At 37.3% G+C, this 16576-nt stretch carries 12 protein-coding genes, 1 tRNA gene and 1 pseudogene; 5 read left to right on the top strand and 9 right to left on the bottom strand.

From position 1 onward, the window contains the following. Positions 1-276: 276 nt before the first annotated feature. Genes ACFIN0_RS08685 through ACFIN0_RS08675 form a run of 3 tightly spaced genes read right to left on the bottom strand, consistent with a single transcriptional unit; the run spans position 277 to position 2689 of the window. Positions 277-522: a DUF4170 domain-containing protein gene (locus ACFIN0_RS08685; protein WP_375607340.1), complete on the bottom strand. Its 246-nt coding sequence runs from the start codon at positions 520-522 to the stop codon at positions 277-279. Between the two features lie 45 nt (positions 523-567). Continuing rightward, positions 568-1371, bottom strand: a complete 804-nt coding sequence (locus ACFIN0_RS08680; RefSeq protein ID WP_375702336.1) for a 3'(2'),5'-bisphosphate nucleotidase CysQ — start codon at positions 1369-1371, stop codon at positions 568-570. Next, positions 1358-2689: a TldD/PmbA family protein gene (locus tag ACFIN0_RS08675; protein ID WP_375607338.1), complete on the bottom strand. Its 1332-nt coding sequence runs from the start codon at positions 2687-2689 to the stop codon at positions 1358-1360. Before ACFIN0_RS08675 ends, ACFIN0_RS08680 begins: the two co-directional genes overlap by 14 nt. Positions 2690-3460: 771 nt before the next feature. On the opposite strand from ACFIN0_RS08675, the gene ACFIN0_RS08670 reads away from it, so the two are divergent. Further along, positions 3461-3616: a hypothetical protein gene (locus ACFIN0_RS08670; RefSeq protein ID WP_375702335.1), complete on the top strand. Its 156-nt coding sequence runs from the start codon at positions 3461-3463 to the stop codon at positions 3614-3616. Between the two features lie 184 nt (positions 3617-3800). Here ACFIN0_RS08670 and ACFIN0_RS08665 read toward each other — a convergent pair whose 3' ends face one another. From ACFIN0_RS08665 to ACFIN0_RS08655, 3 genes are all read right to left on the bottom strand, one after another. Continuing rightward, entirely contained in the window at positions 3801-4250 is a 450-nt protein-coding gene (locus tag ACFIN0_RS08665; protein WP_375610790.1) for a hypothetical protein, read from the bottom strand. 544 nt (positions 4251-4794) lie between these two features. After that, positions 4795-5361 (bottom strand): 16S rRNA (guanine(966)-N(2))-methyltransferase RsmD, encoded by a 567-nt coding sequence (gene rsmD / locus ACFIN0_RS08660; protein WP_375610789.1) that lies wholly within the window; start codon positions 5359-5361, stop codon positions 4795-4797. After that, positions 5342-6742, bottom strand: a complete 1401-nt coding sequence (locus ACFIN0_RS08655; RefSeq protein ID WP_375702334.1) for a pseudouridine synthase — start codon at positions 6740-6742, stop codon at positions 5342-5344. The genes rsmD and ACFIN0_RS08655 overlap by 20 nt, the downstream gene beginning before the upstream one ends. 269 nt (positions 6743-7011) lie before the next feature. On the opposite strand from ACFIN0_RS08655, the gene ACFIN0_RS08650 reads away from it, so the two are divergent. Next, on the top strand, positions 7012-7458 hold the full coding sequence (locus tag ACFIN0_RS08650; RefSeq protein ID WP_375607334.1) for a nucleoside deaminase: 447 nt from the start codon (positions 7012-7014) through the stop codon (positions 7456-7458). Between the two features lie 648 nt (positions 7459-8106). Here ACFIN0_RS08650 and ACFIN0_RS08645 read toward each other — a convergent pair. The 3 genes from ACFIN0_RS08645 to ACFIN0_RS08635 all read right to left on the bottom strand — a co-directional run bounded on the left by ACFIN0_RS08645 (position 8107) and on the right by ACFIN0_RS08635 (position 13755). Beyond that, on the bottom strand, positions 8107-8592 hold the full coding sequence (locus ACFIN0_RS08645) for a hypothetical protein (protein WP_375702333.1): 486 nt from the start codon (positions 8590-8592) through the stop codon (positions 8107-8109). Positions 8593-8769: 177 nt separating this feature from the next. Beyond that, on the bottom strand, positions 8770-11685 hold the full coding sequence (gene ileS / locus ACFIN0_RS08640; protein WP_375702332.1) for an isoleucine--tRNA ligase: 2916 nt from the start codon (positions 11683-11685) through the stop codon (positions 8770-8772). A 246-nt stretch (positions 11686-11931) separates the two neighbouring features. Continuing rightward, positions 11932-13755, bottom strand: a complete 1824-nt coding sequence (locus ACFIN0_RS08635) for a porin (protein WP_375702331.1) — start codon at positions 13753-13755, stop codon at positions 11932-11934. Between the two features lie 423 nt (positions 13756-14178). On the opposite strand from ACFIN0_RS08635, the gene ACFIN0_RS08630 reads away from it, so the two are divergent. From ACFIN0_RS08630 to ACFIN0_RS08620, 3 genes and pseudogenes are all read left to right on the top strand, one after another. Then, a complete protein-coding gene (locus tag ACFIN0_RS08630; RefSeq protein WP_375702330.1) occupies positions 14179-14433 on the top strand; it encodes a hypothetical protein in 255 nt (84 codons plus the stop codon). A 151-nt stretch (positions 14434-14584) separates the two neighbouring features. Next, positions 14585-15408: pseudogene (locus ACFIN0_RS08625) on the top strand (tyrosine-type recombinase/integrase); the annotation flags it as partial. Between the two features lie 945 nt (positions 15409-16353). Continuing rightward, positions 16354-16443 (top strand) — tRNA-Ser (locus ACFIN0_RS08620). Positions 16444-16576: the final 133 nt, after the last annotated feature.

Below are 16576 nucleotides of genomic sequence, written 5' to 3'. Positions count from 1 at the left end.
TTCATGCTCACGCCCATCTTCTTCAGAGATCACATGTTTTTTGCCTGTGAATTTATGACGAAGACCAGGAGGACCACTTATTTGCCTTGCACGGACAACATTATGAAATGAGCTGAGAGCTTTGAAAGATATTTCCTTAAGAAAACATATAGGTTTTAAACAACATGAATATTCTTTGCTACGGCATCTTTTTTTACCCGAATAACAATGCCATGGAAGGGACGATCACAAAAGTATGAAGCAATCTACAGGCTATAATGACCAAATATTTAAGCTTTATTCTGCATTGCTTGATTCAGCATCAAGAAACTGATGCAAATCTACAATGTAATAACGTTGCAATGCATTATCTACACTGCTTTGTGCCTTTGCCTGCCATGCTTCTTGAGCGGATTGATAATCTGAAAAAATACCAACCACATCTAAATCATCAGGATTCTTAAATTGATTACTGTTAAGATTTTTTAATTCCCCACCAAATACAAGATGTAAATATTGTTTTTTTTCCTTTGTTTCAGTCATATGTGCCTCCATATCATTCAAATGATTTTAGCGCTTTTTATGTGATTAAACTAACTTTGCTTGACGAACAACATCTATCATATCCTGACAGCAATTATTTTTACCAGCAATTAAAAGCCCATATTGGTAAGGTTCAATTCCATAAGATAGTAAAGGAGTATCAAGTGATAAAAAACACCCTCCACACTCCTGCAAAATAAGATCAGCAGCGGCAATATCCCATTCATGACAATTTGGACGAACTAATACGATATCAATTTCATCTTGAGCAACAAGAACAATACGATAAGCAAGAGAAGGAAGATAATGGTAAAGACTGACTTGATTGAGAAAATCATCTGGTAATTTTTGTGCGAGCGATTTATCAAGTGAAATTTTATATTTTCGATGAACCTCAAAGGCTAAACGAGGAAGTTTTATTCCATTTAATGTTGCTCCTCCACCCGTTACAGCTGCATAAACATCCCCTTGAGCCGGACATTGTAAAACGCCCACAATAGGACGCCCATTCTCAATAATAGCAACAGAAATACACCAATAAGTACTGCCAGAAAGAAAACCACGTGTCCCATCAATAGGATCAACGACAAAGGAGCGCTTATAATCTTGTTGTTCTCGATTATCTTTTGTTTCTTCTGAAATCCATCCATAATTTGGACGTGCTCCAAGAAGCTTCTCTTTCAAGAAATGATCGACAGCAAAATCTGCCTCACTGACCGGGGAATTACCTTCTTTAATCCAGACATCCAACGTGCATCCAAAATACCGCATTGCTAAATCTCCTGCCTCTCGACAAACGTCACGCAAAAGATTTAAATCAGAAGAATGATGCATGTTATTTTCCTGCAAGTGTCATCCCTTCAATTAACAATGTTGGAGCTGCTGTACCATAACGCCGATCAATATCATTGGCAGGTGTTAAATGTGCTAACATATGAAGCAAATCAGAGCCTAGGGTTACTTCACTCACCGGATAAGCAATTTCACCATTTTCAATCCAAAAACCGGAAGCCCCACGACTATACTGACCAGTAATAAAATCAATGCCATGACCGAATAATTCGGTCACATAAAATCCATTTCGCAAATCTTTTATCATATCGCAAGGCGATACTAAACCCGGTTCAATAGCAAAATTTGTACTGGTCGGCTGCACTAATGATGCCGAACGCATACCGTGTCCATTTGTTTTAAGTCCCAATTCACGCGCTGTAGATGATGAAAGAAGCCAATTTTTTAAAATACCATTTTCAATAATATTGAGTGTTTTCCCCTCTACCCCTTCTCCATCAAAAGGATGAGAAGCATTTCCACGTAATCGCAAAGGTTGATCGGTTACATTAACATTAGGCTTCATCACTTCCTTGCCTAGGAAATTCTGTAAAAGACTCGTTTTTCGAGCCACAGAAGCTCCATTGACCATAGATGCGATATGCCCTGCAATTCCACGAGCCGTACGCGGATTAAAAATAACATCAACGCCCCCAGTCGCCGCACGAACTGCACCCAAACGTCGAACTGCACCAAGCCCTGCATTCTTTCCCACAGTTTCTGCTGCCTCTAAATCAGAAAAATGTAAGGCTGTTGTATAATCATAATCCCGCTCCATCTGTGTTCCTTCACCTGCAAGAGCACTACAAGAACGTGAAAAACAACTGGAACGATAGGCTCCACAAAAACCATCACTGGTCACAAGAATAAGTCCACTACGGCCATAAGCTGTTGCAGCGCCACCAGAATTGCTTACACCTTTAACATCAAGAGCTGCTGCCTCCGTTTTTAAAGCATCTTCTGTTAAAAAATGACTGCTGGGTATAAAATCATCAAAAAGATCAAGATCTTTAGGGTTCTTAACCAAACACTCTTTATCTGCCAAACCTTCAAATAAACTATCGGGAGAAGCTTTAGCCATTGCAATAGCACGTTCCGCAAGTTCTTGCGGATAAGATCCTAAATTAGCAGAAACACTTGCTACTTTTTTTCCAACAAAAACCCTTAGAGTAAAATCATTGCTCTCTGCAGATTCTGTCGATTCGACTTTCCCAAAACGAACAGATACACTGGTGGAATGTGCATGAACAATAACAGCATCAGCAGCGTCGGCCCCAGAACGCCTTGCTGCTTCAACCAATGAAACAGCTTTCTCAATCTGGTTCTTGTCAGTCATTATAGACTCCCTAAAATATTTTATTATTTACATTGATAAGCATTCTGACAAAAGATTATGCACATTTCATGCATTCTTTTTCTTTTAATGCATTAAATCATTTCCTTTTTCGCTTCTTTATGAAAAGATGCAATATGTCGTAAAATCTCTTTAGTTGCAAGATTGCTCATTGGACCTTATCATTTTAGAAGCCAAATCTCCACTGACAATCAAATCAACAGAACATTGACAATTAACAAAAGTCTTAGCAATAACACTTGAATTTAAGCCAAAATCCTCAAAAATTCGAAAAGCATAAAATGATCTAAATCACAGGTCTTCCTTCCTCTGGGTAGTAAAAAACCTACCTCATCTCTTTCCTATAGCATTCTTTAATTTCCAAGCAAGAATCAAGAAAATGCCTTATATTTGTATACACTTCTTTTCTTCTATAAACTCTCTCATAATGAGACGGCACTCTTGTAAATGAAACAAAACTTAAACAGAGTAAAAAATATTTCCTTCCATTATGGTTTCAACAAAATGAGCAGTCATAAACTTCTTTACCCTAATGGACGTAATATCATAAAGAACTCATTTTTTATATTTAAAAGTAATCAAAGAAATTATATTGTAATCTTTCAATAAAATTAATATTTTGATTTATACTTATAATTTATTGTTTTGTAATTTGTATAAAAAAGCCTAATAGCATAAAATTCTCTTTGTTTCGAACCTATTCATGTTGAGTCAATCGCAACTATTTGCGAGCATATCATGAATAAGGGGCATATGAATGAAAACTATTTAAGAAGAAATCAAAATGCCTCTTATGAAGGTTTTAAATCAAAAGCTATCGCAACATTAGAAACCAGCAAATATCATGACGATATTGGCCTACATCATAAGAGAAACAATGAGCTTCTGAAACTTTCTCATTTTCAATGAATTTCATAAGATTTTTAGCGCAAAATTAATCCCGTAAGATGATTTGAATCGATTTCAACAGCTAACTAAAAAATGCTCCGTAGCTCATTGGTTTGCCGTATACTCATAACTGATTCCGTTCTAATAATAAGTTACAATTTCTGCACCTTTTTTAAGGTGTTAACTTCTTTATAAACGCACACCCTTACAAGATGGTTTTGTTTTCAGTAAGAGCACGCCTGCTCATTTCAATCATTGCATCGCGAAGATGTAACTTAATTTTTGATCCAATAATCATTCCAAATAAAGGAGCAAGTAAGCCAGAAATAATTACAGTATGACGAATTTTGTTATTTGAAGAACCCGATTTTGTTGAACAAATATATTCATGATTAAAACTCATACGTGTAAAAGGAAGTTTAGCATAATCAGAAAAGCAAACATTTTTTATAACTTTATCAAGTGTAAAAGTTACTGTAGGTCCTTTTTTAGGTTTCATGCGTCCTATAGCGCCTTCTTTGAAAGGACCAGAAAGTTCTACCCACTCAAGTTCACTATCCCAGCAAGGCCATGATGCCACATCTTCCCATATAGCCCAAATTTTCTCAGCACTTGCTTCTGTACTAATTTCTTCACTATATATCCATTTAAACATGATAATCTCCCCTTTTTTATAAATTACTTATCTTTAGTGATAAAAAATAATATAAAAAATTATCCTTAAAGCTGCACAACGATAAGATACTTAATACTCTCAGATCTACTTAATATGTAATGATTAAATCAACAAGCGATACTACTAAACTAAACACACAAATATTCAGGATAAATGAACAATATTTTCAATACTAAACAAAATATCTTTTTTAAGTTTAGACAATAACAAAAAATAAAAGTTACGCATCATTAAAATATAAATGCAGACTGCATAGCTTAAAGCTTTCAACTGCTGATGAAATGTAATGATTAAGGTATAGCAGAAAGAAATTAGACAAAAAAGATCATAACTATTATCGAGGATATATATATCCTATTGGAGAAAAAACATCCTTCTGTAGTAAAGCTAATAAAACTTCATCAATTCCTTTAACATTAGAATCTTTTATTTACTTTCTGCTTGACCTTTTAAAAACCATATAAAATGAAGAAAACTGTGAAAAAACATTTTTTTATCTTATCGGATAAAAACAAGAACTTTCTCAAGATGTAAGCAATCGTAATTTATAAAGACGTATTGCTGTCTCACCATAAAAACGCTCATCGTCTAGATAAAAAATATCTGGTAAATGAATAATCGTATCTTTCTTTTCTTCGAGCACGAAGAGTGTATCAGCTTTTGCCCAACCTCCTCGCAAAGCTTCTACAAAAGCACGTTCACCTAAACAACGGCTATAGGGAGGATCAGCGCAAATAACATCAAATGGAAGCATTGTTCCAATATTGCCAAGTTTGGTTGCATCACGACGCAAAATCCGTCCAATCCCTTGCAATTCAAAAGCTTCGATATTTTTTTGAAGTACTCCACGCCCCTCAACTGAATTTTCAACAAAAACAGCAGCCTTTGCTCCACGTGAAAGTGCTTCAATGCCTAAAGCCCCCGTACCAGCAAAAAGATCAAGAATGCGTTTATTGGTCCAAAATTGTTCTTCACGGCTAGAAAGAATATTAAAAAGGCTTTCACGTGTACGATCACTCGTTGGGCGAATCGACTGATTAACAGGCGAAAATAAAATACGACCAGCAAATTTACCGCCTATAATCCGCACGTGGACCTCCAAATCGCTTCGAAGTTTTTGCACCATCACTCTGTGATTTAGATTTTTTCATAGAACCACCAAATGATTTTACTTTTTTCTTTCTCTCAAAAGAACGCTCATCATGACCACCTTTTATCATTTTCTCTTTATCCTTTAAAAAGCGATCTTTCTTACCAAAGGGATGCGTCTCGTCATAAGATATTTTGCCACGTTTTTGAACAAAACTTTCCCTCTTCTCTTTGTGTGACGAACTTTCTTTTAGTTTTTCCTTGCCTCGATGAAAGGACTTTCTACCATCCAAATCGCTCTTATAACCATGCGATTTCTCCTCACTATAGGAAGGCTTTCTACGTGCACTTTGCGGACGTGCACCAGGAGCCATCCAAACATTAGCACGGCGAGAACGCGGTAGAAAACGCTCTACTTTTCCTTCTTCACTTTTCTCCTTTTTTACATTTTCATGAGATTTTGTACTTAATCGTGCGCGACTATGTTCAACAGAACCATCTCTTGAGCGACGTCGTATCACCCTTTCACTTGAGAAAACCCAACCATCATTTGCAACAGAACGATCTTTCTGGCTTTTCTTTTCTGCAACAACTGCAGAATTTGAAAATGGCTTAAGAATAGGAGCATCAAAATCTGCATTGGCTTGCATAATCAAACGCTCTCCCAACTGATCTCGTAACATCCGCCCTTTTAACTCTTGCACAGCTCCTTCTTCTAAATCAGAGAGATGAAATGGACCATAAGATACACGTATTAATCGATTAACTGATAATCCCAATGCCCCTAAAACATTCTTTATTTCACGATTTTTTCCTTCTCGCAAAGCAACAGAAAGCCATATATTCGACCCTTGTTCGCGTTCAATTGATGCTTCAATTGAACCATAAAAAATACCATTAATCGCAATACCATTTTTAAGGTTATCCAGCGCACTCTGTTTTACTCTTCCATGAGCACGGACGCGATATTTGCGGACCCACCCCGTTACAGGAAGTTCTAATACACGCGCTAAGCCACCATCATTGGTTAAAAGCAAAAGCCCTTCCGTGTTAATGTCAAGCCTTCCTACAGAAAGAACACGCGGCATTCCTTTTGGTAAATTACTAAATACTGTAGGTCTGCCTTCAGGATCACGGTTCGTGGTGACAAGACCTGCTGGCTTATGGTAAAGCCATAAACGCGTTCGTTCTATAGGAGGTAAAGGTTTGCCATCAACTTTAATAACATCAGAGCGGCTAACATTAAAAGCTGGCGTTTTCACGACTTTACCATTCACAGAAATACGACCTGAAACAATCATCATTTCTGCATCTCGACGCGAAGCAACACCAGCACGCGCTAATCTTTTAGCAATTCGTTCACTCTCATTATTTTCATTCATTTGCGTTTCAAACCAATCTTTGCAAGTATGTTCAGAAAATTATTCACATGCACCATACCGCTTATCCTGAAAAATGAAGTAGCATAATCATTTATCATTTTCTATCCTTTAACGACAATAATGTATCTGTTGACTTGCAAGTTTGTTTTAAACTCTTTAAAAAATAGAGGTATTCTTTTCATTATAAAAGCGTAATAAATTATTCATTCCATAGCATTCCTTATCGAGATAACCTTTAGATTTTCTATGCCTTCAGTAGGAAGAATATTATGACTTTGACGCCCATGGAAATAGCCCTTTTAGAAGCGCAAGAAGCTGCAAAAAAAGATGAAGTTCCCGTAGGTGCTATCATTACACGTGGAAAAGCTATCATTGCACGCGCTGGTAACTTTATAAAATCTGCATATGACCCTACAGGACACGCAGAAATACGCGCAATCCGTATGGCTTGCAAAACATTGCAAAGCGAAAGGCTTCCTGATTGCGATCTTTATGTAACACTTGAACCTTGTGCTATGTGTGCTGCTGCCATTTCATTTGCACGCATACGACGTCTCTATTACGCAATAAATGATCCCAAAGGAGGTGCTATAGAAAACGGTCCACGTTTTTATCAGCAACCAACCTGTCATCACAAACCTGAGATTTATTCTGGTTTTAAAGAAAAAGAAGCAGCTCAATTACTTAAAGATTTTTTTGTACAAAAGCGATACTAAAAACAATTCTTCTTCCATAACTTTTACTCTTTAGAAACTATCCTATTTCTTAAAAAAGATTATTCATCCTTCTGATATAGCGAAAGCTATTTTGAAGCATTTTTTTCTCTTTTAATCCTGCATATGCTTCTATAAAATGATACATTCATTCATAAGAATAATTCATTATTTTGTATATAAAATATAAAGTCCAAAATATCGTAGATATACTCTTATTTCAAATTACATTGAAGCAATAAAAATCTCTTTCTTGGCACTCATAAGTGAGGTTACTGTCTAGATAAAAAACGTTTTAGAAAAGACTAAAAATGTCTTTTATGAAAGCTCTCAAATGCAAAAATTGCCACAACATTGAAATCTGGAAAATAAAATGATGGTATAAGCTCTCTCCTTCATAAGAATAAAGCTGCTAATTTTCAATGGCTTTCACGTTATACTATCCACACAAACAACGTTGTGAAATGGACTTAAAAGATATTTCTTGTTAAAAAAGCAACGCTGAACCATTCTCTCGATGCTATCGCCATATTGCTATTTCATGGAAATAACAACCAGCTTGCAGCAGCATTATAACTCTGCGTGAACTGAGAACTTGGTGTCATAATTAATGAGAAGAATACCTCACATACTTTATATTTTGTCTTTTTCTTATCGACCAATAGGTGCAATTTTTGCCGGTTGGCGATAACTTAAAGGTGGTTCAGTGAGATAGCGACGGTATTTTGAACTTCCAACTTGTGCTCTCTGACGACGTAAATATTCCTGTCGTTGCTTCGCATTCAACTGTGAAGGATTTTCTGAACCAACGCCATTAACTGACGATCCTTTGTGAGGAAAAGGAGTATTTCCTTGATGCTTCTTCGATATTGCCATTTCATTGACAGATCTATCTTGTTGTGGTACCGGCAAAAATCTGCGTGAACTAGGGCTTGGTATTACAAGTTTTGGATGGGGTTTCATAACAATCTGGCTGCTGTTATTTGTTGGTGTTAATGAAGTGATATTAGCAACATCTTCAAAAAACTGTATCGAAACTGGTTTATTGGTACCATAGGTAGGCGCATTACATCCCGTTAAAACAAAGCATATACCTAAAATTCCTATTGGAAATATTTTTACTTCACATTTTCTCACTGCTTATCCCATTTCCTAAGTATATGGCTGATTAATATTCCCGTTATTTATGAGAGAACGGTCCATATACAAATTTCCCCCCTGCAGATAAAACAACGGAATTTTTTTCGTACCACAAAAAACTATATTCATCAATACGAGAAATATACTTGCATTTCTTTCCTTTGATCTAAAACTTTAAACCTTGCCAAGAATCCGCAATTCCCGCAAAGCAGCTGCATCACGAGCAGATACATCCGGATAAGCTGGATCACTTCCAACATCTTGTGTATAACGCCATGATCGAGCACATTTTTTTCCCAACGCTTTCTTTGGATATACACCAACACCTTCAACATCATCCAAAGTAAACGCATCGGAAGGCATTGTATCCTGCGTAATTGTGAGTGCACTGGTAATACAGATCTCCGCCATATCCACATTTTCTAATGCCTCTCGTAAAACCAGATTGGAAATAAAAACAATAGGCGCAGCTTCCAAAGAGGATCCAATACGCTTATTAGCACGTTCAAGCTCTAAAGCACCTGTCACAACTTTACGGACCTGCCGAATTTTTTTCCAACGCTCAGCCAAAGATTGGTTTTGCCATTCTTCTGGTACAGAGCGAAATTGTTCCAAATGCACTGATTGGCTTTCTGGGTAACGCTCTAACCAAGCTTCCTCCATAGTAAAAGGCAACATTGGAGCAAGCCATGTTACCATACGCTCAAAAATCTCACGGACAACCTGCAAGGAGGCCTTGCGTTTTTTTGATGAAGGCGCATCACAATAAAGAGAATCCTTGCGGATATCAAAATAAAATGCCGATAACTCAATGATTGAAAAATCCAATAATGCACGCATAATCTTTTTAAAATCAAATTCATCGTAAGCGCGATTAATCAACTGATCAAGTTCAAAAAGCCTATGCAATATAAATTTTTCAAGATCCGGCAGTGCACCATAAGATATTTCTTCTCCATCATCATGTGCTAAAGTTCCAAGCATCCAACGAATTGCATTGCGTAGTTTACGATATGAATCCACATTTGTCTGAAGAATTTTCTTGCCTAAACGCTGATCTTCCCAATAATCTGTTGTCATCACCCAAAGACGAAAAATATCAGCTCCAGATGTTTTAATGATCTCTTGCGGAACAACCGTATTGCCTAAAGATTTAGACATTTTCTTACCATTCTCATCCAAAGTAAAACCGTGTGTGATCACTGCCTTATAAGGAGAGCAAGCACGCGTACCACAGCTTTCCAAAAGAGAAGATTGGAACCATCCACGATGTTGATCAGAGCCTTCAAAATAAACATCTGCAGGCCATTTTAAATCAGCCCGATCTTCTAATACAAAGCTATGGCTTGCTCCAGAATCAAACCAAACATCCAAAATATCATGAACCTGCATCCAAGGCTCATGCGCACGGTCACCTAAAAAACGTTCACGTGCTCCTTCAGCAAACCATGCATCTGCCCCTTCTACTTCAAAAGCCCGTAAAATACGTTCGTTCACGCTTTCATCTTTCAAAACAACACCATCCTCATTCGCAAAAATACAAATAGGAACTCCCCAAGAGCGCTGACGAGAAAGAACCCAATCAGGACGATCTACTATCATAGAAGCTAGACGGTTTTGCCCAGAAGATGGTACAAAACGCGTTTTTGAAACAGCTTCCAAAGCCCGACTGCGTAAAGTTGAACCATCCCCAAAATCTTTATCCATTGAAATAAACCATTGCGGCGTATTACGAAAAATAACGGGTTTTTTCGAACGCCAACTATGGGGATAGGAATGTTTTAAACGACCGCGTGCAAATAATCGATCTGCTTTAATTAAAGCGTTAATGACCTCTTTATTGGCGTCACCTATTTTTCCATTATCATCAATAACACGTGCTGCTCCCCCTTCACGATCCGGTCCCAAACCCGGAACATCTTTCGTATAGAAACCCGCATCATCGACAGGAAATGGTATAGATGAATCAATCCCTGCTTGCTCCAATAGAGGCTTATAAGCATTCCAAATTTCAAAGTCCTCACGCCCATGACTTGGTGCTGTATGGACAAAACCTGTACCAGCATTCTCTGTCACATGCGACCCCTCAAGCAATGGAATTTTAAAGTTATACCCCCCAGCCAAACCTTTGAGTGGATGAGAAAGAACAAGAGCTTTCAATTCATCAGTAGAAATAACACGCAAACGCTTCAAAACAAGTTTGGCTTTTTCTGCACAACTCATCGCTAGAGCATCTGCAAAGAGAAGCTTTTCTCCCGCTTGAGGACCAAAATCATTTTCAGCACTTTCAACTTCGTAAATACTATAAGAAATTTGCGAAGAATAACTCACTGCACGATTGCTTGGAATTGTCCATGGTGTTGTTGTCCAAATGACGACATAAGCACCATATAAATCATCAGAATTTGCTTCAAAAACAGGAAACTTAACCCAAATCACCTCTGATTCATGATCATGATATTCAATCTCAGCCTCTGCCAAAGCCGTACGCTCCACAACAGACCACATCACCGGCTTGGAACCACGATAAATCTGATCTGACATAGCAAATTTTATCAATTCACTAGCAATGCGTGCTTCTGCATGAAAAGCCATTGTAGTGTAAGGTGTGTTAAAATCTCCCACAACACCAAGGCGTTTAAATTCTTCGCTTTGAACGGTTACCCAATGTTGTGCAAATTCACGGCATTCTTGACGAAACTCATTCAGAGGTACCTCGTCCTTATTTTTTCCCTGTGCTCGATATTTTTCTTCAATTTTCCATTCAATTGGAAGCCCATGGCAATCCCAACCAGGAACATAATTTGCATTAAAACCGCGCATTTGGAATGAACGAACAACCACATCCTTTAGAACTTTGTTTAAAGCATGCCCGATATGAATATGACCATTTGCATAAGGTGGACCATCATGAAGAATATAAAATGGACGATCTTTTGCTTGTTGGCGCAATTGCGCATAAAGCCCTATATTTTCCCAATGCGCCATCAATTCAAGCTCTTTTTGCGGAAGACCTGCACGCATGGGAAAATTTGTCTGTGGGAGATAAAGAGTTTTTGAATAATCTATTGTTTCATTTTTCACAGTCATTGTGAAATATTCCTGTCCACTTTTACGAGTTTACTTTTGCATAACTTCCCTGAACCCTGCAACTCTGGTTTTTATCTATAGGGAAATCCGAGCTTATCATTCGTATTAAGCAGCGATCAAGAAAATATATCATTACACTTTATGGGCTTTAACATGAAATTCACAAGAAAAGAAACCAAAAAATGATTAAAAAAATAAAGGCTCCACTAATAGTGGAGCCTCTTAGAAATTTACTCTTAAAAAAGATCAAAATTTGTATGCTACACCAACACGGAAATCATTGGTTTTGTAATTAACTTCAAGTTTTTCTTTTGCAAATTTCTTTTTACCAAAATCGGAATAACGATATTCTGCACGTACAATCACATTATCCAACATCGCGAAATCAATGCCACCACCCAGAGTGTAACCAATCATGGTTTTTGTCTCATCAGTTAAGTTTTTAGAAGAAACGACACTTCCATCCTCACCCTTAACAGATATTGATACAGTGTCTTGGAACTGCCCATAAGCAATACCACCAGCAAGATAAGGCATAAAGCGATCAGCAGCAAAACCGATACGTACCCGTGTAGCACCACCCCAATTTTGTTTGAAAGTATGGTTTAAAGCTTCAACTTCATCTTCTTGATCCAGAGCAAGTTCAGAAGCAACCTTTTTGATTTGTTCTATACCGTATACACTGGAATTGTTCTTATCCACCGCTTGTGTACTTTGTGCACCGTGTCCAGCCATATTCTGTCCACCATGAGAACGAGAAGCATGTGGATTAGCACCAGAGCCATGCCCACCTGCATGAGATGCACCATGCGAATTAGCATTTCCGCTACCATGGGAAGAACTATGATGACCTCCCTGTTGGGCTCCGCTTGTTCCATTAGAAGCTTTTGTCTCTGAACCAGAGGATGATCCTGATCTCGCGAGTACAAGTGATGAACTCGGTACTGTTTTTTCTGCTGCTGATGATTGTGATACAGATTGTACCGGTGTAGGTGCTTTTGCTGCTGGCTGTACTGCTGGTGTGGTTACAGTAGATTTTACTGGTGCAGGTTGTACTTGTGCAGGCACTACTGATACAGTATTTACAGGCGCATTAGCTCCATTTGCCCTTACGCTTGATAACTGACCTACTACAGCTGATCGCGATGCTGACTGCTCTGATGTTCCTGCGCCTGTTGTATGGGATATCGGTTTAAGTTCAGCTGACTGGGATCCACCTACCCCACCTAACGATGATGCCCCTCCTGTATCTGATCTTCCCAATGAAGACGATGCCGATTGCACTGGTTGGGAGAAGGTTGATTGTACTACTGTTAATGCAGCTGGCGTTTTTGATGGCTGTGCTGGAACTCCTGATGTTTTTTCCGACGTCTCTGTTTTTCCTGCTGTTGCACTAACATCGCTAGACGTTCTAGTTGTTACTGGTTGATTTGATTGTGCTTCTCCTGTTTGTGACGATTGACCTGCTGTTGAAGTCCCTACTGCTGCACCAGAAGGTGTTCCTGACGCAGGTTTTGCTGGTGCAGGTTTTGCTGGTGCAGGTGTTCCTGCACCTGCAGATCCTCCTGAAGCGGCTTTTGGTGCTTGTGATTGTGTTCCTGCTTGGGGGGCTGAAGGGGTTGAATGTGTTTGTAGGTTTGCGGATCTGCGGGATCTTACGACTGCATTTTCTACTGTAGTGTTATCAGCCGCTCCTATAGTAATGGTCTTTGTGTGTTTTTTTCCAGATATCATTAAATCCGTATCGATGCCAAAAATAAAGTTATCACCGAGATCAATATTAGAACCTGCATAAAAACCACCTACAAAACCTGAAAGTTTAGGAGAGAACTCTTTATCTAGTGGTAAACTCTTTTCTTGACCAACAAGAGCCATATCCGCTTTGCTCGAAAAACCACCAGCTTGGACACCTAAATAAAGGCCTGTCCATGAAAAAGTAGGCGCAACAATGGCAGAAGAAGAAGCAGTCGATGATGCTGGTTGATGAGGAATCATAACATCAGCAGCTAGTGCTGTAGACGCTGAAATTAAAGAAAAAATAGACGCTGTTATTAAACGTTTTGTATTCATAAAATCTCTCCAAATATCCAAAATGAAATGTATATAGAGCATCTTTTTTGAAAGATCTGTAGCAAAAATGACACACTCACAAAAAAATAAAGAATTTTTGAAGATTATCAAAATACAACTCTCAAGAATAATTCTTGTGCAATAAACAAATTATATCAAATTTTTTTAAACAAAAAGCGCGTTGCAATCACCTGTTTTGAAGCCAATGTATGCATGTGTCATAGAGGACAACTAGCATTAGCTCCCACTCAATTGCCTAATTGGAATTATGAAATTAAGCACATCTAAAAAATAAATTTGCATATTTTTAAAAAATGGGAGTGCCCATATGTCATCCAGCACACCCCTACTCATTCCTAACAACTTTTAAGTAATGCATGATTCAGGCTACGGGTGGATTGTGCCAAATCAAGGAAATAAATCATGGGGAGAAAAACTGATGAAACAATAGAGTTTGATGGATACATTACGCTTTACCGTATCCATGAATTGAGAGACTTTAGAGATAAAAAGGCAGGTAATCTTGACAGCTTTATAGAGGATGAAGACAGTTTAAGTCATGAAAACGATTGTTGGATTTATAATGATGCCAAGGCGTATTCCTTTACCAATATTTACGATAGCGCTAAGGTTTTTGATAACGCACAAGTTGCTTATAATGCACAGATTAATGCATAGATTTTTGAAAACGAAAAAATTTATGATAATTCAGAAGCTTGTAACAAAACTATGACCGCCCAGAACGGCGTCCCTTCAACAAAAGACGACATTCCTTTCTAACACCAAAAAACTAACCTTTTAACACCAGCGTGATTCACGCCATGGTAAAATTATATGGTATGTGCGTATTGGTCGTGGTCAACGCATTAGAGTACGTGGAACCTATGGAACGCAAGAGTTTGTTGACAACTACCAAAGTGCGCTTGCTAAATTACAAGGGCTTATACTTCCAAAATCCAAAACCGGTAAACTTATTGAAAGGTTATTTGCATGGCTACTTAAACAGTATTTTAACAGTATCAATTGGCATAGCTTCTCTAAAGTCATAAAAAGAACTCATCCTGATGAAGGTGTGTGCTTCTATAGGTCTCATTTCATACCAAGCAATCGAAAAGAAACATATTATAGCCGGTGTTGAACATCGCAAATAAACACTTGGAATGGCTAGAGACTTTCTGAAAGGTCTAAACGGACTTTTTAAATGGGCCATTGAACAGGGTCTTTTTGAAAATAATCCAGCTTTAAGAATCAAAAGACCTCCTCTCAAAAACGAAGACGGATTTCCAGTCAAAACAGAAAAAAGTAAATTCCAAACAGATGTTTTTCTGCCAATTTTGTCTGAAATAGCCCAAACCCTTTAAATTGGTCCTATTGGAGAAGAAACATTCATTTGTGGTCAAGTTAATCAAAAACTCTCGAAAGAAAGCTTTGGCGATACATTTAGATAGACTTGTAATACTGTAGGCATTAAAAAATCAGCGCGCATGGTTTAAGAAAATTAGCAGCAACACGCGCTGCTAATTTCGGTGCAACAGTCTCGCAACTCAAAGCAGTTTTTGGCTAGACAGACAACACTATGGCATCTCTTTACACAAAGAGCGCAGACCGTAAAAACTTGCTCTTGAAGCCATAAAAAAGCTTCAAAAAGATGAGGAAAAGAGGCCTATAAAACTCAATAGAATCAGGAACAACCTATTCTCTTATATTAGACATAAATATTTTATTTTACACATATTTGTGAATGAAACGGCTTTTAAAACCTTTTCTGTTAAAGTTTATGCTTTTTTCCTCTGCATAATTTAGCGTTTTTAAGTTCTATTCTTGAAAAACTATGCAATACTTTAACAAACTATTTATTGATCTAAGCGTTCAATAATCTTTTCTTCCATTCAAATTACCTTTTTGCTTATCCTAAAGAAAAAAGCATTATAAATATACCTAATTTTCAGTCATATCTGGAAAAGGTTTCAAACTGTCGATGCAAATCTTACACAACATTTTATTCAAATAGTGTAAATCAGCCCTTTCCTCCAAGATACCCTTTAGACGCATTAAATATCTGAATATTTTTATTTAAAAAATAAAAATCTTTTAAAGAGCTTTCTTATTGAATTGTACTTATTTAAACTCAATAAAAATTTTCCTTGAATATATATCCCATTCTTACAAATTTATCTCTCATAAACTGTCAAAGCAATAACATTTTCTTTTCGCAGATATGACCGATCTAAATAGAATAAATATCTGTAAAGGTAAAATAATTTAAAAATACACGACCGAAATTTAATATAATTTATCAAACATTTTCAACTGAACTTTTCTTATTATTACGAAAACGACCATTAGAACTTAAAAAATATTGCTTTGTGAAAAATTTTCAAACAGGAAAAAGAAATGATAAATATCATAATTACCTTTCATTTTTTCAGAAAAAACTATCATATTTAAAAATGAAACTCTTAGATAACACACTAAAAGAATTAACTTATGAAGAATTATTTTAATTGAAACTTAAATAGTTTTACAAAGAACGCTTTAAAATGCGTATTAAAATGATTGACCTTTTGCAAGAAATTTGTCAAAAAGCATATCTAGTTTGGAGGGGTGGCCGAGCGGTTTAAGGCACCGGTCTTGAAAACCGGCGTGCAGGAGACTGTACCGTGGGTTCGAATCCCACCCCCTCCGCCACAGCACTTGTGTAGCTTGCCAGCAGGTGTAGCTTGCCAGCAGGTTTTGTATATGTATGTAGCTTGCCAGCGGTTTTTGTATATTTTGCCACTAGGTTTTGTACCAATTTATTTTTTCTCAAAGAGTTTTTAAG

It is taken from the genome of Bartonella sp. AA89HNZF, from assembly GCF_042196905.1.
In the GTDB taxonomy this organism is placed as follows: Bacteria; Pseudomonadota; Alphaproteobacteria; order Rhizobiales; family Rhizobiaceae; genus Bartonella.
The sequence above is the reverse complement of the archived record's forward strand: the minus strand, read 5'-3'. Positions and strand labels throughout refer to the sequence as shown.